Origin of the sequence: Edaphosphingomonas haloaromaticamans (assembly GCF_001853345.1) — a bacterium.
Taxonomy (GTDB): Bacteria; Pseudomonadota; Alphaproteobacteria; order Sphingomonadales; family Sphingomonadaceae; genus Sphingomonas_E; species Sphingomonas_E fennica.
The window spans coordinates 335,519-357,671 of sequence record NZ_MIPT01000001.1 but is presented as its reverse complement, the minus strand read 5'-3'; the positions used below and the strand labels follow the sequence as shown (position 1 = coordinate 357,671).

Genomic DNA, 22,153 nt, shown 5'->3' with positions numbered 1-22,153 from the left:
TCCGGTAGGAGCCGGATCATGCCCGCAACCCCCGCCTGGCCGCCGGCCAGCACGCCCCGCCTGTTCGTCGATACCCCGCTCGATACCGGGATTTCCGTTCCGGTCGAAGGCGCCGCCGCCAATTATCTCGGCAACGTCATGCGGCTCAAGCCGGGCGATCCCGTCCGCCTGTTCGACGACCGGAGCGGTGAATGGCTTGCCGAGGTGGCGGAGATATCGAAGCGCGCGCTCCGCCTCGCCGTCACGGGCCATCTCGCCCCGCGCGAGGCGGTGCCCGACCTGTGGCTGCTCGCCGCGCCCATCAAGAAGGGCCGGATCGACTGGGTGGCCGAAAAGGCGTGCGAGCTGGGCGTCGCCCGCCTCGCCCCCGTCATCACCCGGCGCACCATCGTCGATCGGCTGAACGGCGAACGGCTGCGCGCGCACATGATCGAGGCGGCCGAGCAATGCGGCCGCACCGCGCTGCCCACCCTTGCCGAGCCGGAGAAGCNCGACGCCCTGCTCCGCGTCTGGCCCGCCGATCGCGCGCTCTATTTCGCCGACGAGGCGGGCGATGCGCGGCCGCTTGCCGCCGTCGCCCGCCCCGGCCCGGCCGCGATCCTGATCGGCCCCGAAGGCGGCTTCACCGATGAAGAGCGCGCCGCGATCCGCGCCCTGCCGCAGGCGGTGCCGGTCACGCTCGGCCCCCGTATCCTGCGCGCGGAGACCGCCGCCGCCGCCGCCATCGCGATCTGGATGGCGACGGCCGGGGACTGGCGCTCGGAAAATATTTGAAAAATATCGCGGGCCTGCCATCCTCCCTGGGCCAACAGGAACGGGGGCAGGATCGCAATGAACGAACCCGGCACCAGCCCGCAGGCGGGCTTCGACCTCAATCATCCCACGATCATCGCGCTGCTTTATCTCGGCAGCTTCGTGGTCGGCATCACCGCGCTGATCGGCCTGATCCTCGCTTATGTCTGGCGGGGCGAAGCCGGATCGGGCTGGGAGACGAGCCATTACACCTTCCACATCCGCACTTTCTGGATCGCGCTGGTCGCCGCTTGCGTGTCGACGGTGCTGATGCTGGTGCTGATCGGCTTCATCGGCTTCGTGGTGATCGGCATCTGGGTGGTGGTGCGCACCGTGCTCGCCCTTCTCGCCGCGCAGAAGCGCCAGCCCATCGCCAACCCGGAAAGCTGGCTCTGGTAGCGGCGCGTCTCCAACCGCAACTGATCACTGGCTAAGGGCCGCTCCGGTCGCTATGGGCGCGAGAATGAGCACGCGCACCGCATCGGGCCAGGAAGACCCCTTGATCGAGGGTCGCGACGACCTTCTCTCCATCTTCGCGAACGGCGAAAAGCCCCGCGAACGCTGGCGCGTCGGCACCGAGCATGAGAAGTTCGTCTATTGGCTCAAGGATCATCGCGCGCCTTCCTATGAGGAGCCGGGCGGCATCCACGCGCTGCTGATCGGGCTCACCAAATATGGCTGGGAACCGGTCTATGAGGGCGAGAACGTCATCGCGCTCGCCGGCCCGGACGGCAATGTCAGCCTGGAGCCGGCCGGCCAGCTCGAGCTTTCCGGCGCGCCGCTCGAGAACCTGCACCAGACCTGCGCGGAAACCGGCCGTCATCTGGAACAGGTGAAGGCGGTGGGCGACCGGCTCGGCCTCGGCTATCTCGGCCTCGGCTTCTGGCCGGACAAGACCCGCGCCGACCTGCCGATCATGCCCAAGGGCCGCTACGAGATCATGCTCCGCCACATGCCGCGCGTCGGCAGCCTCGGGCTGGACATGATGCTGCGCACCTGCACCATCCAGGCCAATCTGGATTATTCCAGCGAAGCGGACATGGTGAAGAAGTTCCGCGTCAGCCTGGCGCTCCAGCCGCTCGCCACCGCGATCTTCGCCAATTCGCCCTTCACCGAAGGCAAGCCCAACGGCTTCCTCTCCTTCCGTAGCCATATCTGGACGGATACCGATCCGCACCGCACCGGCATGCTGCCCTTCGTGTTCGAGGACGGCTTCGGCTATGAACGCTATGCCGATTACATGCTCGACGTGCCGATGTATTTCGTCTTCCGCGACGGCGGCTATGTCGATGCCGCCGGCCAGAGCTTCCGCGATTTCCTGAAGGGCGAGCTGCCGGCGCTGCCGGGCGAAAAGCCGCGCCTGGGCGACTGGAACGATCATCTTTCCACCGCCTTCCCCGAAGTGCGGCTGAAAAGCTTTCTGGAGATGCGCGGCGCCGATGGCGGCCCCTGGGGCCGGATCTGCGCGCTGCCCGCCTTCTGGGTGGGCCTGCTCTACGATCAGACCGCGCTCGACGCCGCGTGGGACGAGGTGAAGCACTGGACGATCGAGGACCATCACCGCATCCGCGCCGAGGTGCCGAGGCTCGGCCTCAAGGCCCAGGGACCGCGCGGCCGCACCTTCCAGCAGCTCGGCCAGCAGATCCTCGCCATCGCCGATGCCGGCCTTTCGGCCCGCGCCCGCCTCAACGGCACCGGCGACAGCGAACAGGGCTATCTCGATCCGATCCGCGAGATCGTCGAATCCGGCAAGACCCCGGCCGAACGCCTCCTCGACAAATATCATGGCGAATGGGGCGGCGACATCTCCCGCGTCTATGAGGACATGCGCTTCTAGGGGGGCCGCCCCAGATCGTCGGGCCAACGCGGGCGGGAAGCAGGGGGGGGACTCGCCCCCTCCTCGCCCCCCTGCCGAACGCGTTTCAGCAGCGGTGGAGAGGCCGCCAACTTACCTTTTCCCACTCGTCACTCCGCGCAGGCGGGAATCCATTGTGTCGGGAGCTATCGACTCAATCGAGCCAGCCGCCGTCCATGGATTCCCGCCTGCGCGGGAATGACGTTTTTTTTTTGGGGGGNGGGAGGAGACTGCGAAATGTCCGCTCCCTCGGTTTTCGGTCGTCAGTCAGGCCCGTCCGGCATTCCGAAACCCGGCAACCTATCGGCTGGGGCCTGCCCGCGCAGCCCGGACTTCGCTTACGATCCTGGCGCACCCCATTGCCTCACCGTATCACCCATGCAACACAGTAAGCCACTCGCATGAAGCAAATGGGGGCTCACGATCTTGCAACGGAACGCGCTTCGCGGCTGGCTGTCCGGCATCGCGGTCGTCCTGGTCCTCGCGCTTTCGCAGGAGGCGCGCGATCTCGCGGCCGCCATGGGGCTGCCGATTCCCCGCCTGCCCATCCCTTATGGCGGGTCGATTCTCGATAATCTGCTGGCGGTCGCCATCGTCTTGGCCGGCGGCGCCCTGCTGCTCCGCCGTTTCGCCGGGGTGCCCCGCAGCCTCGGCCTTGGCTTCAACGGCTGGCGCGGGCCGCTGCTCACCGCGCTGGCCACCCTTCCCTGCTGGATCGGCCTCGCGATCAACGGCACGCTGGCCCGCGACTGGTCCGCGCTCGATCTCGCGCTGCTCGCCTTCGCCTTCCCGCTGGCCGAGGAGATCGCCTTTCGCGGCTTCGGCTTCATCTTCGCCCGGCGGGCGCTGGGCTGGCCGCTCGGGCTGGCGGTGACCATGCAGGCAATCGGCTTCGGCCTCGTCCACTGGATCGGATCGGGCGGGGGCGAATTCAGCGCCATCGCCCTGCAGATCTTCGTCATCACCGGCCTGGGCGGCGCGATCTTCGCGCTGCTCGATGCGCTGGACGGCTACGGCATCTGGAGCGGCTGGGTGCTCCACGTCTCGCTCAACGCCGCCTGGACGATATTCTCCGTGTCGGAAAACGCGGCCTCGGGCTGGCTGGGCATCGGCCTCCGCCTCGGCAGCGCCGCGCTCGCCCTCCTTCTGGTCTGGAAGTTCCGGCGGCCGGCGCGGGCCTAATCTTTCTCCACCAGCTCGGCCGCGCGCTCCGCCTGCTGGCGCGCCCACATCTCGGCATAGACGCCGCGTTCCTCCAGCAGGGCAGCATGCGATCCCCGCTCGACGACGCGGCCCGCCTCCATCACCACGATCTCGTCGGCATGGACCACGGTGGAAAGGCGGTGGGCGATGATGATCGTCGTGCGCCGTTCCGAAATCGCATCCAGCGTCGTCTGGATCTCGTCCTCGGTGCGGCTGTCGAGCGCGCTGGTCGCCTCGTCCAGGATCAGGATCGGCGGATTCTTCAGCAGCGTGCGGGCGATCGCCACGCGCTGCTTCTCGCCGCCCGAAAGCTTGAGGCCGCGTTCGCCCACCCGCGTGTCATAGCCCTGCGGCAGCGACCGGATGAAGCTGTCGATCGCCGCCCCGCGCGCCGCCGCCTCCACGTCCTCGTGCGTCGCGCCGTCGCGGCCATAAGCGATGTTGTAGCCGATCGTATCGTTGAACAGCACCGTATCCTGCGGCACGATGCCGATGGCGCGGCGCAGGCTCGACTGGCTGACCTCCCTTATGTCCTGCCCGTCGATGGTGATGCGGCCGCCGCTGATCTCGTAGAATCGGTAGATCAGCCGGGCGAGCGTGGACTTGCCCGCGCCCGAAGGCCCGACCACCGCCAGCGTGCCCCCCGCCGGGATGGCGAAGCTCACGCCCTTCAATATCTGCCTGTCGGGATCGTAGCCGAAGCGCACGTCCTCGAAACGCAGCGCGCCGCCCGCGACCTTGAGCGCCGGCGCGCCGGGCCTGTCCACCACCTCGGGCGGCGTATCGATCAGGCCGAACATCGCCTCCATGTCGATCAGCCCCTGGCGGATCTCGCGATAGACCATGCCCAGCATGTCGAGCGGACGGAAAAGCTGGGCCAGCAGCGTGTTGACCAGCACGACATCGCCGGTGGTGAACATGCCGCGCGACCATCCCCACACCGTATAGGCCATGGCGCCCGCCATCATCAGGTTGGTGATCAGCGACTGGCCGATATTGAGCGCGGCGAGCGACGTCTCCACCTTCACCGTCGTGTCGGTCAGCCGGCGGACGGCGGTGGCGTAGCGCCGCTGCTCGACATCCTCGGCATTGAAATATTTGACCGTCTCGTAATTCAGCAGCGAATCCACCGCACGCTGGGTGGCGGCGCCGTCCTGCTCGGCCCACAGCCGGCGCACCGCCATGCGCCATTCGGTCACGCGGCGGGTGAAGAGGATATAGGCGGCCACCATCACCAGCGTCGCCGCCACCATCCCCCAGCCGAACTTGACGAGGAAGATGGCGCATACCGCCACCAGCTCGATGATCGTCGGCGCGATGTTGAACAGCAGGAAATAGAGCATCGTGTCGATGCTCTTGGTGCCGCGCTCGATGATGCGGGTCAGCGCGCCGGTGCGGCGTTCGAGGTGGTAGCGCAGCGACAGCGCGTGGAGGTGGCGGAACACGTCCTCGCTCAGCCGCCGCGCGGCATCCTGGCCGACGCGTTCGAAGATGGCGTTGCGGATATTGTCGAACAGCACGCCGCCGAAGCGGGCGGCGGTGTAGGCGACCACCAGCGCGACCGCGAGGCCCACCGCCGGCTCCAGCCCCGGCGCCATCCGGTCGATCGCCGCCTTGTAGGCGAAGGGCATGACCAGCGTCGCCGCCTTGGCCAGCAGCACCAGCGCCAGCGCCACCACCACGCGCAGCCGCAGCGCCGGATTGTCGGCGGGCCACAGATAGGGGAGAAAGCGCTTCAGCGCGGCGAGGCCGGCTTCCGGGCTGGCGGTGTCGGATGGGCGATCAGGCGGCATGGCGCCCTAGATAGAGCACGCTTGGCCGAACGCCAGTGCCTGCCGGGCGCAAGCATCGGTTACGAACGCCCGCAGGATGCGATCGGCGCGGCGGAAGGGGAAGGTTTCGGGAAGAAAGCCGGGTTGTCCGGCTCGTGCCGGCTGCGGCCCAGTGGGGGTGGGCCGCAGCCGGAAGAGCGAGGCCGGTAGATGCACCGCGTTCGTTCCGTGGGGGCAGAACATTGAACGCGGGCTCGACCACTCTTGGCGACCGTCTTCACCGGCGTTTTGGGGGGACCAGAACCTCCAACCCGCCGGCACTCGAAGCCGGATCGCTTCGCGGTGGCGCTTAGCCTCCGCTGATCCCGTTTATGCCCCGATCGCCCCCCGAAACTAAGTAAGAGACCGCATTTTACTGCTCGGTTCCCCCGTTCGTCGCATGCAGCGCAACCGATGGTGACACATCGACTTTCTGGGTTTATCGAAACGTAACGCCTACGCTGTTACCGTTACAGCGCCGGGCGGAGAATCGCGGCCGGTGGGACAGGCGGCCGGAAATGAGGGGGTGTGGCAGACCAGGCTGACATTGTTCCTCGCGGGGTGGACGGCCGGCGAATCGAAGCGGAGGTGGCGCGCATCTCCGCCGCGACCGATTTCGCGCGCGCGCCCGTCATGCGCCGGCTGCTGGACTTCCTTGTCGCCGAAACGCTGGCCGGCCGCGGCGATTCGCTGAAGGCCTATGCCGTGGCGGTGGATGGTCTCGGCCGCCCCGACGATTTCGATGCCCAGGCCGATAGCTATCCCCGCGTTCAGGTCGGCCGCCTGCGCCGCATGCTGGAGGCCTTCTACGCCCGCGAAGGCGTGGCGGACGGCATCCGCCTCCACATTCCGCCGGGCCAGTATCGGGTCTTTTTCGAATCGGATGTCCCATCGCCGGCCGCCGCGCCCGATTCGTCCACCGCCATCGGCGAACCCGCAACGGGAACTGCCACCCCGCCCATGGCGGGCGAAGGCGGGGCGCCCGCCACGTCACCGCCCTGGATCGCCATCGTCGGCACCCTGCTGGCGATCGTGGTCGCCGCCCTGGTCGGCGCCGCCATCTACCTTACCCATCCCGCCGACACGGATATGACGGGCGACCCCAATCGCCTCACCCTGCCGCCCGAGCTGAGCTTCGCGCCGATCACCGGCCCTGCCGACAGGACCGCGATCGAACGGTCCATCGATACCTTCCTGGTCGACGGCCTCAGGCGGAGCTGGCTGATCCGCCTGCACGAGGAGGAAAAGGGCGTCACCCAGGCCGAGGCGAGCGAGGCCGTCCGCCGCGAGCTGGCGCAGGAACCGCCGAATCGCCGTCCCTATTTCCGCCTGACCGGCACGCTCACCAGCGGCGCCGAGCCCGAGCTTCAGCTCCAGCTCACCAACATCCGTTCGGGTGAACTGGTCTGGACGGGCCAGGCCGCGATCGGCGACGGGCCGGACGCGATCAGGACCGCGCTCTCGCCTATCGTCACCGAGCTGATCCAGCCTTATGGCGTGATCGCCACCGCCACCCGCGCGGTGGAAGGCGACCGTTTCGCGCCGGGCCACCGCTGCCTCTTGGAATTCGATCGCTATCGCCGCGATCGCAACGCCGCGCTCAACCTGCGCCTGCGCGAATGCGTCGATCACACGCTCGCGCTCGAGCCCGGCCATGCGATGGCGCTTGCCGCCAAATCCTTCCTGGAGCTCGACCGCAAGGTCTACCGGCTCGATCCGTCCGCGCCGGACGATATCGCCGTCACCAGCCTGGCCTATGCCCGGCGCGCGGCGATGGCCGATCCCTACAACGCCTTCATCCAGCTCACGCTCGCCCGCGCTTCCCAGTTCGCGGGCACCTGCGCGCTCACCGTCCGCAGCAGCCGCCGCGCGCTGGAGCTCAACCCCTATGACCCCGATCTGATGGGGATTGCCGGCCTGCTGCTGCTGAACTGCGGGCAGCCCGATGCCGAGGATCTGATCCGCCGGGCGGTGAAGCTCGATCCGGAAGCGCCGCTCGGCACCCGCAACATGCTGATCTACCTCGCGCTCGACAGGAACGACATCGCCACCGCCCAGCGGATGGTGGATGCGCTGCCGCCGCCAACCGCCACCATCCAGGCTTCCAACGAGCTGGTGCGCGCCGTCGTCGCCGCCAGCGCTGGGGATATGGCGAAGGCGAAGGCGGCCTGGGCGCGGCTGGAGGCGGTGGACCCGCAAACCGCGCAGGACCCCGATTCCATGTATCGCCGCTGGATGATGCCGCAGCGCCTGCGCGATCACAGCCTCGCCGTGCTCGCCCGCGCAGGCTTGATCCCGCCGCGCGCTCCGTCCGCCGCAGCGCCCTGAACCTCCGCCTCCTTCGCCGGTTTTCCCGCATGCGGGCGGATCGAGGAGGAGAGGCAGGATGGCACAGGCGCCGCAACCGATGATCCATGAGGATGCGCTTCCGGGCAGCGAGGCGAATCTCGATCCCGCGCCGGACTGGCGCCCCCGCTATCCGGGCTCGGGCCGCCTCGCCGGCAAGGTCGCGCTCATAACCGGGGCGGACAGCGGCATCGGCCGCGCCGTCGCCGCCCTCTTCGCGCGCGAAGGCGCGGATATCGCCATCCTCTACCTCTGCGAGCATGAGGATGCCGAAGCCACCGCCGCCATCGTCCGCGCCGAAGGGCGCCGCGCGATCGCCATTGCCGGCGACATCGGCGACAAGGCCTTCTGCGAGCGGGCCGTGGCGGAAGTCGTGGCGAAGCTCGGCCGGATCGACGTGCTCGTCAACAATGCCGGGGAACAGCATCCCGATCAGGACATCACCGATATCAGCGAGCAGCAGCTCCGCCGCACCTTCCAGACCAACATCTTCGGCATGTTCTTCATCACGCAGGCGGTGCGCCCGCATCTGGAACCGGGTTCGGCGATCGTGAACTGCACGTCGGTGACGAGCTATCAGGGATCGAAGGAGCTGCTGGACTACAGCGCCACCAAGGGCGCGATCACCGCCTTCACCCGTGCTTTGTCCGAAAATCTGGTGGACGAGGGCATCCGCGTCAACGCCGTCGCCCCCGGTCCGATCTGGACCCCGCTCAACCCCAGCGGCGGCGCCTCGCCGGAAAAGCTCGCGACCTTCGGGGAAAGCACGCCGATGGGCCGCCCCGGCCAGCCCAACGAGGTCGCGCCTGCCTTCCTGTTCCTGGCGTGCGAGGATGCGTCCTACATGTCCGGCCAGGTGCTGCACCCCAATGGCGGCACGGTGGTGAACGGCTGAGGATGGCGGCGCCATGCCGTCCAGCGTGATCCGCGCCTTCGATTACGATCCGGACGGGCACCGGCTGCTCGTCCGTTTCGTCGGCGGCCGGCTCTATCGCTACAGCGACGTTCCGGCCGAGATTGTCCGCCAGTTCCGTGCCGCGCCGTCGCGGGGCCGCTTCTTCAACCGCCGCATCCGCGATCGCTTCCCGGCGGAGCGGATCGACTGATCCCAGCCAAGCGACCGGCTCCGATCGCCGGAAAATCGATTATCCGTGCGCGGGCCGGCCGAACGCCTTGCGCAGCTCGTCTTTCGCTTCGTTGAGGGTGCGGCGCCGGCTGGCCGGCAGCTGCTTGCCGGCGCGGTTGATGTAGAAGGTCAGCATGCTCATGGCGGACTGGAAGGGCGTGCCCTTGCGGCGCCGGCTATGCTCGGCCGAATGCTTGAGCGACGCCGCGATCCTGGCGGGATCGTCCCCGGCGAAAACGCCCTCGTCCAGATCGAGCGCGTCGGAATGCTCCGTAACTTCCTGCGACCATTTCCTCGTCATGGCGATGCCCTGCGATTGTCCGTGAAAGCCCGAATCAACCGGACGCGGCGCTGCCGGTTCCAATCATTTCGCTGGTGCCCGAATGGGAGACCAGCCGGCCCGCCCCCAGGGGCCGGCCGACCTTCAGGTCCTCAATGCTTCATCGCTTTCGCAGCGGTCAGCTCGGCCTTGCTCAGGCTGCCGTCCTTGTCGGTGTCGGCCATGGCGAACCAGGCGCCCTTCTTGGCACTGAACTCGGCAGAGGATAGCTGGCCGTCCCCGTCCGCGTCCGCCGTCTTCCAGCCCGCGGCGCCCTTGGCGCCCGCTTCGGCCGCGGAAAGCTTGCCGTCGCCATTGGCATCCATCCTGGTCCAGGCGGCCTGGGTGGCGGCGTCATATTCCGCCCTGGTGACGGTCCCGTCGCCGTTGGCGTCCATCGATTTCCCATCGTTCGCCGAAGCCGCCGATGCCGTTCCCATCAACAGGACGATCGCGATCAGGCTGCGTTTCATGGCATTTCTCCTTGACTGTTCATGATGCGGGGCCGGCCCTGGGCGTCCGTGCGCCGGGGCTCGCCGTCGTTCGTACCGGCATCAACCGATGAGGGGCCGGAAATGTCCATCCGACGCGCCCCGGCGGGCCGGCCGGAACGGCGACCATGCCGATGCGTTCCCTTCCCTTCGGAAAGGAGGACAGGATGAAAGCAATGCTGCGAACGGCATCGGTCGCGGGGCTCGCCCTGGCGCTCGCCGCCTGCGGCCCCAAGGCCGAACAGTCCGCGGAGGGTGTGGCCAACGCCGTCGACCGGTCTATGGAGGCCGCCGGCAACGTCGCGGGCAACGCCGTGGATGCTACCGTCGATGCGCTGACGCCCACCCCCGGCAACCAGGAATTCGTCGACAAGGCAGCACGCGGCGATGCGTTCGAGATCGCCGCCGCCCGCCTCGCGGCGGATCACGCCGCCAGCCAGAAGGTGAAGGATTTCGCCGTGATGATGGTGGAGGCGCATACCCAGTCCACCGCCAAGCTGAAGGACGCGGCCAAGGAGGCGCGGCCCGCGCTCACCCCCGATGCCTCGCTCACCAGGGATCAGGGCGCGAAGCTGGCCGATCTCGACAAGCTCAAGGGCGCCGATTTCGACAAGGCCTATATCGCCGGCCAGGTCGACGCGCATGAGGACGCGCTGTCGCTGCTGCGGGCCTATGCCGAAAAAGGCGATATCCTGCCGCTCAAGACCGCCGCGCAGGAGATCGTGCCTATCGTCGAGAAGCATCTCGATATGGCGAGGACGCTCAAGAACAGCCTGTAAGGCCCTCTTTCCGCCCGCCCGCCGGCAATCCGGCGGCGGGCGGCTTTGTCCGGCGCGCCGTCCCTGCTATCGGCCCGCTCCATGTTGACGATCAACGGAATCACGGTGCGGCTCGGCGGCCGCCTCATCCTCGACAATGCGACGGCGGCGCTGCCGCCACGTAGCCGCGTCGGGCTGATCGGCCGGAACGGCGCCGGCAAGTCCACGCTGATGCGCGTCATCGCCGGCCAGGGCGAGGCGGATAGTGGATCGGTCGACATGCCGAAGGGCGCGCGCATGGGCTATATCGCGCAGGAGGCGCCGGCCGGGTCCGCCAGCCCCTTCGAAACCGTGCTCGCCGCCGATATCGAGCGCGCCGCCCTGCTCGCCGAGGCGGAGCACAGCCACGATCCCGACCGGCTGGGCGAGATTCACGAGCGGCTGAACGCGATCGACGCCCATTCGGCCCCCGCGCGCGCCGCCAAGATCCTGATCGGCCTCGGTTTCGACGAGGAGATGCAGCATCGCCCGCTCGACAGCTTCTCGGGCGGCTGGCGGATGCGCGTGGCGCTGGCCGCCCTCCTCTTCTCCGAGCCCGACCTGTTGTTGCTCGACGAGCCTTCGAACCATCTCGATCTCGAAGCGACCTTGTGGCTGGAGAATTTCCTCAAAAGCTATCGCGCCACGATCCTCGTCGTCAGCCATGAGCGCGACCTGCTCAACAATGTCGTCGATCACATCCTCCACCTCGATAAGGGGCGGGTGACGCTCTATCCGGGCGGCTATGACGCGTTCGAGAAGCAGCGGGCCGAGCGGCTCGCGCTGCAGGCCAGCTCGCGCGAGAAGCAGCTTGCCCAGCGCGCCAAGCTGCAGGCCTTCGTCGATCGCTGGCGCGCCAAGGCCACCAAGGCCAAGCAGGCGCAGAGCCGGGTGAAGGCGCTGGCGAAGATGGAGCCGATCGCCGCCGTCGTCGAGGACCCGACGATGAGCTTCGATTTCCCCAGCCCCGAAAACGGGCTGAAGCCGCCGCTCATCACGCTCGACCTCGCCGCCGTCGGCTATGGCGATCGCACCATTCTGTCGCGGCTCAACCTGCGGCTCGATCCCGACGATCGCATCGCGCTGCTCGGCCGCAACGGCAACGGCAAGACGACGCTGGCGCGCCTGCTGGCGGCCCAGCTCGTGCCGATGGAAGGCACCGTCACCACCGCCGGCCGGATGCGCGTCGGCTATTTCACCCAATATCAGGTGGAGGAGCTGGACGCCGCCGATACGCCGCTCCAGCATATGAGCCGGCTGATGCCCGATGCGAAGCCCGCCGCCGTGCGCGCGCAGCTCGGCCGCTTCGGCTTTTCGGGCGACAAGGCGACGATCGAGGTCGGCAAGCTATCCGGCGGCGAGCGCGCGCGGCTGGCGCTCGCGCTCATCACCCGCGATGCGCCGCACATGCTGATCCTCGACGAGCCGACCAACCACCTCGACGTCGATGCGCGCGAGGCGCTGGTCCAGGCCCTCAACGATTATGAAGGCGCGGTGGTCGTGGTCAGCCATGATCGCCACATGCTGGAACTGACCGCCGACCGCCTGGTGCTGGTCGACGGCGGCACCGCGCGCGAATTTGCCGGCACGCTCGACGATTATACCGATCTCGTCCTCGGCCGGGGCGAGCAGGCGCGCGCTGCATCCGGCAGCGGCGAGGCGAAGACCAGCCGCAAGGACGATCGCCGCGCCGCGGCCGAGGCGCGAGAGCGCAACGCCGCGCTTCGCAAGCGGGTGAAGGCGGCGGAGGAGCAGATCAGGAAGCTTGGCGAGCGGCGCTCCGCGCTCGACCGGGCGATGTTCGATCCCGCCAGCGCCGATCCGCAGGACCGCGACCAGACGATGACGACGCTGATGAAGCGCCGCGCCGATGTCGAGGCGAAGCTCGAGACCGCCGAGGCGGAATGGCTGGAAGCGAGCGAGGCGCTCGAATCAACGCCGTGACGATCCAGCCGGGTCGGGCGTTATAACCCGATCACGCCTTGCCCCGGATAGGCGACCAGCAGGTTGGCATCGTCCCCCACGTCCAGCGTCGCCTCGTCCTCGATCATCCACACCCCGCCGGCGGTGAAGGGTTCGTCGTCGATCCGGCCCTCGCCGCCGCCGATCGGGATCAGCCAGATCGGCCGCCCCTCGCCCGCCTTGATCGCGGTGCGCCGCGCGCCCGTCCACCGTTCCAGCACGAAGGCCGGCCCGTCGGCGAACACCATCCGCCCGGGCGCCACCTCGCGCGGGATATAGGTGGCGACGTAAGGGACCGGATCGGATGCCGCGATCCCGTCGTCCAGATGCAGCTCACGCGGGCGGCCATAATCGTAGAGCCGATAGGTGAGGTCCACATTCTGCTGCACCTCCACCAGCGTCAGCCCTTCGCCGATGGCATGCACGGTGCCGGCGGGCGAATAATAGACGTCGCCGGATTTCACCGTCTTCCAGCACATCTTGTCCTCGATCGATCCGTCGAGCGCCGCCTCGCGCAGCTCCTCGCGGGTCATCGGGAAACGGGTGCCGATGGCGATCGTGGCATGCGCCTCCGCCGCCAGCACCACCCACGCCTCGTCCTTGCCGCGCGAATAGCCGTGCGCCCGCGCCTGCTCGTCATCGGGATGCACCTGGATCGACAGCTTCTCGCTGGTGAAGAGATATTTGACGAGCAGCACCGGATCGCGTCCTTCCGGTGCCTGGAACCAGATCTCGCCCACCGGATCGCCGCCGGCCGGAACATCGGCGAAGCCCGGCCACAATTTCATGCGGCCCCAGGGTTTCTCGACACGCTTGGTCGTGAGGCGGATGGCGGGCATGACTATCTCCGAATCAGCACAACATGAGGGGACGTCGCCTGTTCCCTTGAGTAATGGCGAAGGGGGGATATCTAGACAACAGGTTCCCGGAGGCGGGGCCTTATGCGCCCCCGCCTGATATTTGAAAGGCTTGGAGTTATGAGCAGCGATCCCGTGGTGATCCTGTCCTATGCGCGGACGCCGATGGGCGGCTTCCAGGGCGCGCTGGCGGGGGCATCCGCGACCGATCTGGGCGCGACGGCGGTGCGCGCGGCAGTGGAGCGGGCCGGCGTCGATCCCGCCGCGATCGAGCGGATCTACATGGGCTGCGTGCTGCCGGCCGGGCTGGGCCAGGCGCCGGCGCGGCAGGCGGCGCTGGGCGCGGGCCTGCCCCAGTCGGTCGAGGCCACGACCGTCAACAAGATGTGCGGATCGGGCATGCAGGCGGCGATCATGGCGGCGGAGGCGATCGCCGCCGGATCGGCCGACATCATCGTCGCGGGCGGGATGGAGAGCATGACCAACGCGCCCTATGCGCTGCCCAAGCACCGTTCGGGCGCGCGCATCGGCCATGACCGCGTGATCGATACGATGATGATGGACGGGCTGGAGGATGCCTATGACAAGGGCAAGCCGATGGGCGCCTTCGCCGAGGATACGGCGCGCGACTATCAGTTCACCCGCGAGGAGCAGGACGCATATGCCCTCCGCTCGCTGTCCCGCGCCAAGGCCGCGATCGAGAGCGGCGCCTTCGCCGGCGAGATCGTGGCGGTCGAGGTCGTCACCCGCAAGGGGCCGGTGACGGTCGACACCGACGAACAGCCCGGCAACGCCATGCCGGACAAGATACCCAATCTGAAGCCCGCTTTCGCCAGGGACGGCACGATCACGGCCGCCAGCTCCGCCTCCATCTCCGACGGCGCCGCCGCCCTGGTGATAACGCGGCAAAGCACGGCGGACGCGCAGGGGCTGAAGCCGGTGGCGCGGATCGTGGCCCAGGCGGCACACGCCCATGCCCCGGCGCTGTTCACCACCGCCCCGGTGGATGCGATGCGCAAGGTGCTGGAAAAGGCCGGGTGGAGCGTGGACGATGTCGACCTGTTCGAGGTGAACGAGGCCTTCGCCGTGGTGCCGATGATCGCCGCCAAGGACCTCGGCATCCCGGTAGACAAGCTGAACGTCAATGGCGGGGCGACGGCGCTCGGCCATCCCATCGGCGCATCGGGCGCGCGGATCATCGCCACGCTGGTCGCGGCGCTCCAGCAGCGCGGGCTGAAGCGCGGCGTCGCCAGCCTCTGCATCGGCGGCGGCGAGGCCACGGCCGTCGCTCTCGAACTCTGCTGAAACGGAAGGCTGAAAATGGATATCAGGGGTGAAGCCGCCATCGTCACCGGCGGCGCATCGGGGCTGGGCGGCGCCACGGCGGAGATGCTCGCCGCGCGGGGCGCCAAGGTCGCCATCTTCGACCTGAACGAGGAGGCCGGCAAAGCCGCCGCCGTGAAGATCGGCGGGCTTTTCTTCAAGGTGGACGTGACCGACGACGCCAGCGTCGCGGATGCCATCGCGGCGGCCGAGGCCGCGCACGGGGTGGCCCGCATCCTCGTCAACTGCGCCGGCATCGCGCCCGCGATCAAGACGTTCAACCGGGAGTTCGTGCCCCATCCGCTCAATTCCTTCCGCAAGGCGGTGGAGATCAACCTGGTCGGCACGTTCAACCTGCTGTCCAAGTTCGCGGCCCGGCTGGCGCAGGCCGATCCCGTGGGCGAGGAGCGCGGCGTGATCGTCAACACCGCCTCGGTCGCCGCTTATGACGGGCAGATCGGCCAGGCCGCCTATGCCGCCTCCAAGGGCGGCGTCGTCGGCCTCACCTTGCCGGTGGCGCGCGATCTCGCCCAATATGCGATCCGCGTCGTCACCATCGCGCCGGGCATCTTCTGGACGCCGATGCTGGCCGGCCTGCCGCCGGCCGCGACGGAATCGCTGGGCCGGCAGGTGCCCTTCCCCAGCCGGCTGGGCAAGCCCGAGGAATATGCCCAGCTCGTCGAAAGCATCGTCGCCAATCCGATGCTGAACGGCGAGGTGATCCGCCTCGACGGGGCGATCCGCATGGCGCCGAAATAAGGCACACGCCCATCCCTATTTAATGTCCCTATCGCGAATGCCGCCGTCGCCTGCCGCTGGCAGCGGCGGTGGCGGGCGGCTACCCGATAGGGATCAATGGAGAGATGCGCATGACGTATGATTTTTCGGGCAAGGTCGCGCTCGTCACCGGCGCCGGCGGCGGGATCGGCCGGGCGACGGCCGAGGCGCTGGCGGCCAGCGGCGCCAGGGTCGTCGTGGGCGACGTATCGGAAAAAGGCGGCGAGGAAACCGTGGCGCTGATCGCGGCCAGGGGCGGCACCGCCAGCTTCGTGCGCTGCGACGTGAGCAAGCCGGAAGACGTGCAGGCGATCGTCGACCATGCCGTGAACAGCTATGGCGGGCTGGACATCGCCGTGAACAATGCCGGCGTCGACCTGGAGGTGGTGCCGGTCGCGCAGTGGAAGCTCGAGGATTTCGATCGCATCCACAGCATCAACACGCGCGGCGTGTTCCTGTGCATGAAGGCGGAAATCGCCGCGATGGAAGGCAAGGGCGGCGCGATTGTCAATGTCGGGTCGCTCGCCTCGGTGAACGGCGTCGCCAACAAGCCGGCCTATACCGCCAGCAAGCATGCCGTGCTGGGCATGACCCGCGCGGCCGCCCTGCAATATGCGTCGAGCGGCATCCGCATCAACGCGGTCTGCCCGGCGGCGGTGCGCACCGCGATCCTGATCGACAATGTCGGCACCTCGGCCGAGGCCGCCGCCGCCGTCGGCGCCGCCCACCCGATCGGCCGCGCCGCCGAACCGGATGATATCGCCCAGGCGATCCTGTGGCTGGCATCGCCGGCATCGGGCTTCGTGGTCGGCCACGGGCTGCTCGTCGATGGGGGCCTTTCGGTCCAGTAAGCGGAAGGATCAGGGCGATGGCGGATCGCGTGCTGGAAGGACAGACGGCGTTCATCACCGGCGGCAGCGGCGGCATCGGCAGCGCCACCGCCCGCCTGCTGCTGCAGGACGGGGCCGAGGTGCTGCTGATGGGCCGGCGGGGCGAGGCGCTGGAGCGGACGCGCGAGGCGCTGATCGCCGACGTGCCCGGCGCCCGGATCGATCTTCATGTCGGCGATGCCGGCCAGCAGGCCGATGTCGAGGCGGGGCTCGACAAGGCCGTGGCGATGAGCGGGCGGCTGGACATCATCGTGCCCACCGTCGGCGGCGGCGGCTTTCGCCCGATCCTGATGCACGACGCGGATTCGTTCCGGGCCGAGCTGGACTATAACATCATCACCGCCTTCCTGGCCGTGCGCTACGGCGTGCCGCGCATGAAGGCGGGCGGATCGATCGTGCTGATATCCTCGACGGCGGCGATGATGCCCTTCCCCTGGCTGGGCGCCTATTGCACGGCGAAGGGCGGGCTGGAGCAGTTCGTCCGCACCGCCGCCGACGAGCTGGCCGGCGCCAATGTCCGCATTAACGCCATCCGCCCCGGCATGACGCGCAGCGAGGCGACCGGCGCGATGTTCGACGATCCGGCGATCATCCAGCCCTTCATCGATCAGATGCCGATGGGCCGGGCGGGCGCGCCCGAGGATATCGCCCGCGGCGTGCGCTTCCTCGCCGGCCCGGAATCGGGCTGGGTGACGGGACAGAGCCTGGCGGTCGACGGCGGGCACGAGCTGCGGCGCAACCCGGATCTCACCCATCTCGCGCGCGGCATCTTCGGTTCCGAAACGATCGACGCCGTGCTGCGCGGCGAGGAAGCGCCCAATGGCAGGGCTTCATGAGTTTCACTCATCGAGCCCTGGCTAAGCCCTTGCGGCACTTGAGCCTTTCCGGGGCGTGATGCGTCAGCATCCCGGCGCCCCGGTATAAGGCCGCCGGTCACGCCGCTTCGGCGTAGAGGCTCGCCTCGCGGCCGATGAGGATATCCGCCAGCACGCCATAGGCTTCGGCCCAGGCGGCAAGCACCGCGTCAGTCGCGACGTCCTCGCCCAGCACGTCGCGGATCGCCGGCAGCAGGGCTGCGGCGACGGCGGGATAATGTTCCGGGCGGACGCCGGTGGCGACATGGCGCGCGGCCATCCGCTCGACGGCGCCGGTCAGCGCCTCCAGCTTGTCCACATTCTGCGCGAAGGCGAGGATGGCGGCCGCCAGCCGCTTCGGCTGCTCGCCCGATTGCTGGGCCGCCTGATCGAACATCGCCTTGATGTCGGCATCGACGAAGAGCCGCTCATACATCCGCGTGGTGATGGCGAGGCCGTGCTTCTGCAGCGCGGGCGCGGTGGCCTTCACGATCGCGGTGGCTTCGGGGCTCAGACGGGCGGCCATATGCATCTCCGTATAATCATGCTTCTGAAATGCATCTATTCGCCCCGCTGGAAAGATGCAACAGAAATGCATATTATCGGCGGGTGAAGCTGACCCGCCATACCGACTATGCCCTGCGCGTGCTGCTCTACCTGGCGGCGCGGCCCGACAGGCTCTGCTCGATCGCCGAGATCGCCCGTGCCTATGACATTTCGCAGAACCATCTGATGAAGGTGGCCAACGAGCTTGCGCGCGCCGGCCATGTCGATGCGGTGCGCGGGCGCAATGGCGGGCTGCGCCTCGCCCGCCCGGCGGCGGAGATCAATATCGGCGCCGTGGTGCGCGATACCGAGGATCTGGACGTCGTGGACTGCGGCGACTGCATCATCGCGCCCGCCTGCGGGCTGACCGGCGCGCTCGCCAGCGCCACCCGCGCCTTCATCACCGTGCTGGACAGCTACACCCTGGCGGACATCAGCCGCCAGCGCGCCCGGATCGCGACCTTGCTGGAAACGTCGCCCTAGTCGGCCCGCATCGCCTCGGCCGCCAGCGCCTCCGCCTCGATCAGCAGGGCATCGTCGGCCAGGCCCTGCGCCACCGTCTCCCGCCCGATCATCACCAGCACGGGCACTGCCATCGGCGTGACGCGGGGCAGATCGATATGCAGCATCGTATCGGCCGCGCGATCCAGCAGGTCGCCCAGCCGGCCGACGTCGGTCATCCGCGCGCGTGCATCCGCCCAGGCGGCGCGCAGCAGCAGATGCTCGGGCTCGTAGCGGCGCAGCACATCATAGATCAGGTCGGTCGAGAAGGTGACCTGCCGGCCCGACTTGCGCTTGCCCGGATGCTGGCGCTCGACCAGCCCGCCGATCACCGCCACCNCGCGGAAAGCGCGTTTCAGCAACGCCGACTGCTGCACCCACTGGACGAATTCGTCCTCCAATATGTCCGGCGAGAAGAGCTTGGCCGGATCGGCGACCGGATGGAGCGAATAGGTGGCGATCGCATAATCGTTGGCGACGAAGCCCAGCGGCATCAGCCCCATCGTCTCCATGCGCCGGGTGAGCAGCATGCCCAGCGACTGGTGCGCGTTCCAGCCTTCGAAGCTGTAGGCGACCATGAAATGCCGCCCCTCGTGCGGGAAGGTTTCGACCAGCAATTGCCCCGGCTCGGGCAGCGCCGATCGCTGCGCCTGCGCCTCCAGCCATTCGCGCACCTCGTCCGGGAACCGCCGCCATGCGGCGCTGTCCGCCAGATAGGCGCGCACCCGATCGGCGAGGTTGGTGCTGATCGGCATGCGCGCGCCCATATAGGTGGGGATACGGGCCGACCGGCTGGTGGCGCGCACGATCAGGTCGGTCAGGTCGACCTTCTGCACCTCCAGGCTGAGGCCGGCGAAGAAGAAGGTATCGCCGGGCGTGAGCGAGGCGGCGAAGCCTTCCTCCACCCGGCCCAGGCTGCGCCCGTTGCGAAAGCGGACGTCCAGCATCGGCGCATCGACGATGATGCCCGCGTTCATCCGGTGCTGGACGACGAACTTCGGGTGGCTCACGCGCCACAGGCCGTCCGTGCCCTCGGTCAGGCGGCGGAAGCGATCATAGGCGCGCAGCGCATAGCCGCCATTCTCGATGAAGCGGAGCACCTGATCGAAGGTCTCGCGCGGCAGGGCGGCATAGGGCGCGGCTTGGCCGACTTCCGCGAACAGGTCGTCGGCCTGGAAGGGGCTGGCGCAGGCCATGGCCATGATGTGCTGGGCCAGCACGTCCAGCGCGCCGGGGCGGAAGGTCTCCGCATCCAGCGCGCCTTCCTCCACGGCATCCAGCGCCGCGCGCGCCTCCAGATATTCGAAGCGGTTGCCCGGCACGATCAGCGCGCGGGAGGGCTCGTCCAGCCGATGGTTGGCGCGGCCGATCCGCTGGAGCAGGCGCGACGAACCCTTGGGCGCACCCATCTGGATGACGAGGTCGACATCGCCCCAGTCGACGCCGAGGTCGAGGCTGGCGGTGGCGACGAGCGCGCGCAGCCGCCCTTCCGCCATCGCCCCTTCCACCTTGGCGCGCGCCTCCGGGCTCAGCGAACCGTGATGGATGCCGATCGGCAGCGACGCCTCGTTCACCTTCCAGAGATCCTGGAAGATCAGCTCGGCCAGGCTGCGGGTGTTGCAGAAGATGATGGTAGTGCGGTGCGCCGCGATCTGGGCCATCACGTCGGCGGCGGCATAGCGCCCCGAATGGCCCGACCAGGGCACATGCCCCTGCGGCAGCAATATCGCTATCTCCGCCGGCGCGCCTGGCTCGCCTTCGACCAGCGCGACCGCATCGATATCGCCATCGGGCGAAAGCCAGCCGCGATAGGCATCGGGATCGGCCACCGTGGCGGACAGGGCGACGCGCCGCATCCCCCGCGTCAGCGCCTGCAACCGGGAAAGCGACAGGGCCAGCAGGTCGCCCCGCTTGCCGTTGGCGAAGGCGTGGACCTCGTCGATCACCACCGTCTTCAGCGTCGCGAACAGAGCCGGGCTTTCCGGATAGGAGAGCAGCAGGCTGAGCGATTCGGGCGTGGTCAGCAGCATCTGCGGCGGCCGCGCCCGCTGGCGGGCCTTGGTGCTGGATGCGGTGTCGCCCGTCCGCGTCTCCACCCGGATCGGCAGGCCCATCTCGGCGATCGGCGTCAGCAGGTTGCGCTGCACGTCCGCCGCCAGCGCCTTCAGCGGCGAGACATAGAGGGTGTGCAGCCCTTCCGCCGGCCGTTCGATCAGGTCGGCGATGCTGGGCAGGAAGCCCGCCAGCGTCTTGCCCGCACCCGTCGCCGCGACCAGCAGCGCATCGCGCCCCTCGCGCGCGGCTTCCAGCATCTCAAGCTGGTGCCGGCGCGGCCGCCAGCCACGGGCGGCGAACCATCGGGCGATCGCGGGCGGCAGCTCCATCATCGCGACAACGACTATCCGGCCCGCATGCTCCGCGATAGGAGGAAGCACGAAAGGAAACGCCCATGGCCGAATTCGTCCGGCACAAACAACCCTGGACCGCCGACGAGCTCACCAAGCTCCGCCGCCTGGCCGAAAAGGGCATGGCGCTGCGCGCCATCGCCAAGGCGCTGACCCGCAGCGAGGAATCGGTGAAGGACCGCGCCAAGCAGGACGGCATCAGGATCGCCAAGCTGCACTGAGCGCTGCCGGGCCGGCGCACCACCGCGCATGGAACCTGACGGCGCATCGACCATATAACCTCCATGCGGCAATCGATCGCCTGGATACGGCCTCAAGCGGAAGGCATTTACCTGCCGGAAGCGGATGCGTGGATCGATCCGTCCGTGCCGGTCGCCCGCGCGATCGTCACCCACGGCCATGCCGATCATGCCAGGGGCGGCCATGGAAGCGTGCTCGCGACGGCCGAGACGCTGGCGATCATGGAAACCCGCTACGGGCCGCAGAACGGCCAGGCCATCGCTTATGGCGAGACCGTGCGGCCGGGCGGCATGTCGGTGCGCTTCGTGCCCGCCGGGCATGTGCTGGGATCGGCCCAGATCGTGCTGGAACAGGCGGGCACCCGCATCGTCGTCTCCGGCGACTATAAGCGCCGCCCCGATCCGACCTGCGCGCCCTTCGAGCCTGTGCCCTGCGACATCTTCGTCACCGAGGCCACGTTCGCCCTCCCGATATTCCGCCATCCCGATACGGGATCGGAGATCGATCGGCTGCTCGCCACCCTCCAGGCCAATCCCGATCGCTGCGTGCTGGTGGGCGCCTATGCGCTCGGCAAGGCGCAGCGGGTGATCGCCGAGCTGCGGGCGCGCGGGCATAACGCGCCGATCTTCATCCACGGCGCATTGCAGCGGCTATGCGATCTCTACCGGCAGTTCGGGGTGGATCTCGGGCCGCTGGAACCGGCGACGGGCAGGGTCGCCGCCGATATCCGGGGCCATGTGGTGCTGGCGCCGCCATCCGCCCTCAACGATCGCTGGTCCCGGCGCCTGCCCGATCCGGTCACCGCCATGGCATCGGGCTGGATGCGCATCCGCCAGCGCGCGCGCCAGCGGAACGTGGAATTGCCGCTGGTGATATCCGACCATGCCGATTGGGACGAACTGACCGGCACCCTGCACGAAATCGCGCCGGGGGAGGTCTGGATCACCCACGGGCGCGAGGACGCGCTTGCCCATTGGTGCGCGGCCCGCCAGATCAGCGCCCGCGCATTGGACCTCGCGGGCCGCGAGGACGAGGACGATTAGGCCTTCGTCCAGGCA

The 22,153-nt window shown here is 68.5% G+C and carries 22 protein-coding genes; 16 read left to right on the top strand and 6 right to left on the bottom strand.

Annotation, left to right across the window (positions count from 1 at the left end; translation table 11 throughout):
• The first annotated feature begins 18 nt into the window (after positions 1–18).
• The 4 genes from BHE75_RS01665 to BHE75_RS01650 all read left to right on the top strand — a co-directional run bounded on the left by BHE75_RS01665 (position 19) and on the right by BHE75_RS01650 (position 3,829).
• Positions 19–774 (top strand): 16S rRNA (uracil(1498)-N(3))-methyltransferase, encoded by a 756-nt coding sequence (locus BHE75_RS01665; protein WP_070931957.1) that lies wholly within the window; start codon positions 19–21, stop codon positions 772–774.
• Between the two features lie 57 nt (positions 775–831).
• Positions 832–1,191, top strand: coding sequence for a DUF4870 family protein (locus BHE75_RS01660; RefSeq protein ID WP_015459004.1), 360 nt, complete (start codon positions 832–834; stop codon positions 1,189–1,191).
• Between the two features lie 64 nt (positions 1,192–1,255).
• Positions 1,256–2,629, top strand: coding sequence for a glutamate--cysteine ligase (locus BHE75_RS01655; protein ID WP_070931956.1), 1,374 nt, complete (start codon positions 1,256–1,258; stop codon positions 2,627–2,629).
• Positions 2,630–3,073: 444 nt separating this feature from the next.
• A complete protein-coding gene (locus BHE75_RS01650) occupies positions 3,074–3,829 on the top strand; it encodes a CPBP family glutamic-type intramembrane protease (RefSeq protein ID WP_070931954.1) in 756 nt (251 codons plus the stop codon).
• Here BHE75_RS01650 and BHE75_RS01645 read toward each other — a convergent pair.
• A complete protein-coding gene (locus tag BHE75_RS01645; RefSeq protein ID WP_070931952.1) occupies positions 3,826–5,643 on the bottom strand; it encodes an ABCB family ABC transporter ATP-binding protein/permease in 1,818 nt (605 codons plus the stop codon). The two genes, BHE75_RS01650 and BHE75_RS01645, sit on opposite strands and share 4 nt — an antisense overlap.
• A 546-nt stretch (positions 5,644–6,189) precedes the next feature.
• Between BHE75_RS01645 and BHE75_RS01640 the strand changes: the two genes are divergently transcribed.
• From BHE75_RS01640 to BHE75_RS01630, 3 genes are read left to right on the top strand one after another with little or no spacing between them, the layout of a single operon-like run.
• A complete protein-coding gene (locus BHE75_RS01640; RefSeq protein WP_254684334.1) occupies positions 6,190–7,989 on the top strand; it encodes a hypothetical protein in 1,800 nt (599 codons plus the stop codon).
• A gap of 58 nt (positions 7,990–8,047) precedes the next feature.
• Positions 8,048–8,902 carry a glucose 1-dehydrogenase gene (locus BHE75_RS01635; protein WP_070931948.1) on the top strand — a complete coding sequence of 285 codons (855 nt, stop codon included), beginning with the start codon at positions 8,048–8,050 and terminating at the stop codon, positions 8,900–8,902.
• Between the two features lie 13 nt (positions 8,903–8,915).
• Positions 8,916–9,113, top strand: coding sequence for a KTSC domain-containing protein (locus BHE75_RS01630; RefSeq protein WP_015458998.1), 198 nt, complete (start codon positions 8,916–8,918; stop codon positions 9,111–9,113).
• A gap of 39 nt (positions 9,114–9,152) precedes the next feature.
• Here the strand turns inward: BHE75_RS01630 and BHE75_RS01625 are convergent, their stop codons facing one another.
• Both BHE75_RS01625 and BHE75_RS01620 read right to left on the bottom strand, forming a co-directional pair.
• Positions 9,153–9,434 carry a DUF3175 domain-containing protein gene (locus BHE75_RS01625; RefSeq protein WP_015458997.1) on the bottom strand — a complete coding sequence of 94 codons (282 nt, stop codon included), beginning with the start codon at positions 9,432–9,434 and terminating at the stop codon, positions 9,153–9,155.
• Between the two features lie 131 nt (positions 9,435–9,565).
• Positions 9,566–9,925, bottom strand: a complete 360-nt coding sequence (locus tag BHE75_RS01620; protein WP_070931946.1) for an EF-hand domain-containing protein — start codon at positions 9,923–9,925, stop codon at positions 9,566–9,568.
• Between the two features lie 194 nt (positions 9,926–10,119).
• Here BHE75_RS01620 and BHE75_RS01615 point away from each other — a divergent pair, with 194 nt between their 5' ends.
• Both BHE75_RS01615 and BHE75_RS01610 read left to right on the top strand, forming a co-directional pair.
• Positions 10,120–10,722 (top strand): DUF4142 domain-containing protein, encoded by a 603-nt coding sequence (locus BHE75_RS01615; RefSeq protein WP_191225242.1) that lies wholly within the window; start codon positions 10,120–10,122, stop codon positions 10,720–10,722.
• Positions 10,723–10,803: 81 nt separating this feature from the next.
• Positions 10,804–12,684, top strand: coding sequence for an ABC-F family ATP-binding cassette domain-containing protein (locus BHE75_RS01610; RefSeq protein ID WP_070931944.1), 1,881 nt, complete (start codon positions 10,804–10,806; stop codon positions 12,682–12,684).
• Between the two features lie 20 nt (positions 12,685–12,704).
• Here BHE75_RS01610 and BHE75_RS01605 read toward each other — a convergent pair whose 3' ends face one another.
• Positions 12,705–13,541, bottom strand: a complete 837-nt coding sequence (locus BHE75_RS01605) for a class I mannose-6-phosphate isomerase (RefSeq protein WP_070931942.1) — start codon at positions 13,539–13,541, stop codon at positions 12,705–12,707.
• A 138-nt stretch (positions 13,542–13,679) separates the two neighbouring features.
• Between BHE75_RS01605 and BHE75_RS01600 the strand changes: the two genes are divergently transcribed.
• From BHE75_RS01600 to BHE75_RS01585, 4 genes are all read left to right on the top strand, one after another.
• Positions 13,680–14,864 carry an acetyl-CoA C-acyltransferase gene (locus BHE75_RS01600; RefSeq protein ID WP_070931940.1) on the top strand — a complete coding sequence of 395 codons (1,185 nt, stop codon included), beginning with the start codon at positions 13,680–13,682 and terminating at the stop codon, positions 14,862–14,864.
• A gap of 15 nt (positions 14,865–14,879) precedes the next feature.
• Positions 14,880–15,641 carry an SDR family NAD(P)-dependent oxidoreductase gene (locus BHE75_RS01595; protein ID WP_070931938.1) on the top strand — a complete coding sequence of 254 codons (762 nt, stop codon included), beginning with the start codon at positions 14,880–14,882 and terminating at the stop codon, positions 15,639–15,641.
• 110 nt (positions 15,642–15,751) lie between these two features.
• Positions 15,752–16,510 carry a glucose 1-dehydrogenase gene (locus tag BHE75_RS01590; RefSeq protein ID WP_070935357.1) on the top strand — a complete coding sequence of 253 codons (759 nt, stop codon included), beginning with the start codon at positions 15,752–15,754 and terminating at the stop codon, positions 16,508–16,510.
• Between the two features lie 17 nt (positions 16,511–16,527).
• Positions 16,528–17,385, top strand: coding sequence for an SDR family NAD(P)-dependent oxidoreductase (locus BHE75_RS01585; RefSeq protein ID WP_070931936.1), 858 nt, complete (start codon positions 16,528–16,530; stop codon positions 17,383–17,385).
• Between the two features lie 97 nt (positions 17,386–17,482).
• Here BHE75_RS01585 and BHE75_RS01580 read toward each other — a convergent pair whose 3' ends face one another.
• Positions 17,483–17,929, bottom strand: a complete 447-nt coding sequence (locus BHE75_RS01580) for a globin domain-containing protein (RefSeq protein WP_015458988.1) — start codon at positions 17,927–17,929, stop codon at positions 17,483–17,485.
• An 83-nt stretch (positions 17,930–18,012) separates the two neighbouring features.
• On the opposite strand from BHE75_RS01580, the gene BHE75_RS01575 reads away from it, so the two are divergent.
• Positions 18,013–18,432, top strand: a complete 420-nt coding sequence (locus tag BHE75_RS01575) for an Rrf2 family transcriptional regulator (protein WP_015458987.1) — start codon at positions 18,013–18,015, stop codon at positions 18,430–18,432.
• Here the strand turns inward: BHE75_RS01575 and BHE75_RS01570 are convergent.
• A complete protein-coding gene (locus BHE75_RS01570) occupies positions 18,429–20,837 on the bottom strand; it encodes a ligase-associated DNA damage response DEXH box helicase (protein ID WP_070931934.1) in 2,409 nt (802 codons plus the stop codon). The genes BHE75_RS01575 and BHE75_RS01570 overlap by 4 nt on opposite strands.
• 62 nt (positions 20,838–20,899) lie before the next feature.
• On the opposite strand from BHE75_RS01570, the gene BHE75_RS24325 reads away from it, so the two are divergent.
• Positions 20,900–21,076 (top strand): hypothetical protein, encoded by a 177-nt coding sequence (locus BHE75_RS24325; RefSeq protein WP_015458985.1) that lies wholly within the window; start codon positions 20,900–20,902, stop codon positions 21,074–21,076.
• Positions 21,077–21,139: 63 nt separating this feature from the next.
• Positions 21,140–22,138, top strand: a complete 999-nt coding sequence (locus tag BHE75_RS01565; RefSeq protein ID WP_070931932.1) for a ligase-associated DNA damage response exonuclease — start codon at positions 21,140–21,142, stop codon at positions 22,136–22,138.
• Positions 22,139–22,153: the final 15 nt, after the last annotated feature.

What these genes read in the sequence shown, in the direction of transcription:
- BHE75_RS01655 (WP_070931956.1), top strand. Translation starts at nt 1,256, where the DNA reads ATGAGCACGCGCACCGCATCGGGCCAGGAAGACCCCTTGATCGAGGGT.
- BHE75_RS01600 (WP_070931940.1), top strand. Translation starts at nt 13,680, where the DNA reads ATGAGCAGCGATCCCGTGGTGATCCTGTCCTATGCGCGGACGCCGATG.
- BHE75_RS01565 (WP_070931932.1), top strand. Translation starts at nt 21,140, where the DNA reads ATGCGGCAATCGATCGCCTGGATACGGCCTCAAGCGGAAGGCATTTAC.
- BHE75_RS01660 (WP_015459004.1), top strand. Translation starts at nt 832, where the DNA reads ATGAACGAACCCGGCACCAGCCCGCAGGCGGGCTTCGACCTCAATCAT.
- BHE75_RS01615 (WP_191225242.1), top strand. Translation starts at nt 10,120, where the DNA reads ATGCTGCGAACGGCATCGGTCGCGGGGCTCGCCCTGGCGCTCGCCGCC.
- BHE75_RS01610 (WP_070931944.1), top strand. Translation starts at nt 10,804, where the DNA reads ATGTTGACGATCAACGGAATCACGGTGCGGCTCGGCGGCCGCCTCATC.
- BHE75_RS01630 (WP_015458998.1), top strand. Translation starts at nt 8,916, where the DNA reads ATGCCGTCCAGCGTGATCCGCGCCTTCGATTACGATCCGGACGGGCAC.
- BHE75_RS01585 (WP_070931936.1), top strand. Translation starts at nt 16,528, where the DNA reads ATGGCGGATCGCGTGCTGGAAGGACAGACGGCGTTCATCACCGGCGGC.
- BHE75_RS01580 (WP_015458988.1), bottom strand. Translation starts at nt 17,929, where the DNA reads ATGGCCGCCCGTCTGAGCCCCGAAGCCACCGCGATCGTGAAGGCCACC.
- BHE75_RS01620 (WP_070931946.1), bottom strand. Translation starts at nt 9,925, where the DNA reads ATGAAACGCAGCCTGATCGCGATCGTCCTGTTGATGGGAACGGCATCG.
- BHE75_RS01625 (WP_015458997.1), bottom strand. Translation starts at nt 9,434, where the DNA reads ATGACGAGGAAATGGTCGCAGGAAGTTACGGAGCATTCCGACGCGCTC.
- BHE75_RS01590 (WP_070935357.1), top strand. Translation starts at nt 15,752, where the DNA reads ATGACGTATGATTTTTCGGGCAAGGTCGCGCTCGTCACCGGCGCCGGC.
- BHE75_RS24325 (WP_015458985.1), top strand. Translation starts at nt 20,900, where the DNA reads ATGGCCGAATTCGTCCGGCACAAACAACCCTGGACCGCCGACGAGCTC.
- BHE75_RS01645 (WP_070931952.1), bottom strand. Translation starts at nt 5,643, where the DNA reads ATGCCGCCTGATCGCCCATCCGACACCGCCAGCCCGGAAGCCGGCCTC.
- BHE75_RS01605 (WP_070931942.1), bottom strand. Translation starts at nt 13,541, where the DNA reads ATGCCCGCCATCCGCCTCACGACCAAGCGTGTCGAGAAACCCTGGGGC.
- BHE75_RS01635 (WP_070931948.1), top strand. Translation starts at nt 8,048, where the DNA reads ATGGCACAGGCGCCGCAACCGATGATCCATGAGGATGCGCTTCCGGGC.
- BHE75_RS01595 (WP_070931938.1), top strand. Translation starts at nt 14,880, where the DNA reads ATGGATATCAGGGGTGAAGCCGCCATCGTCACCGGCGGCGCATCGGGG.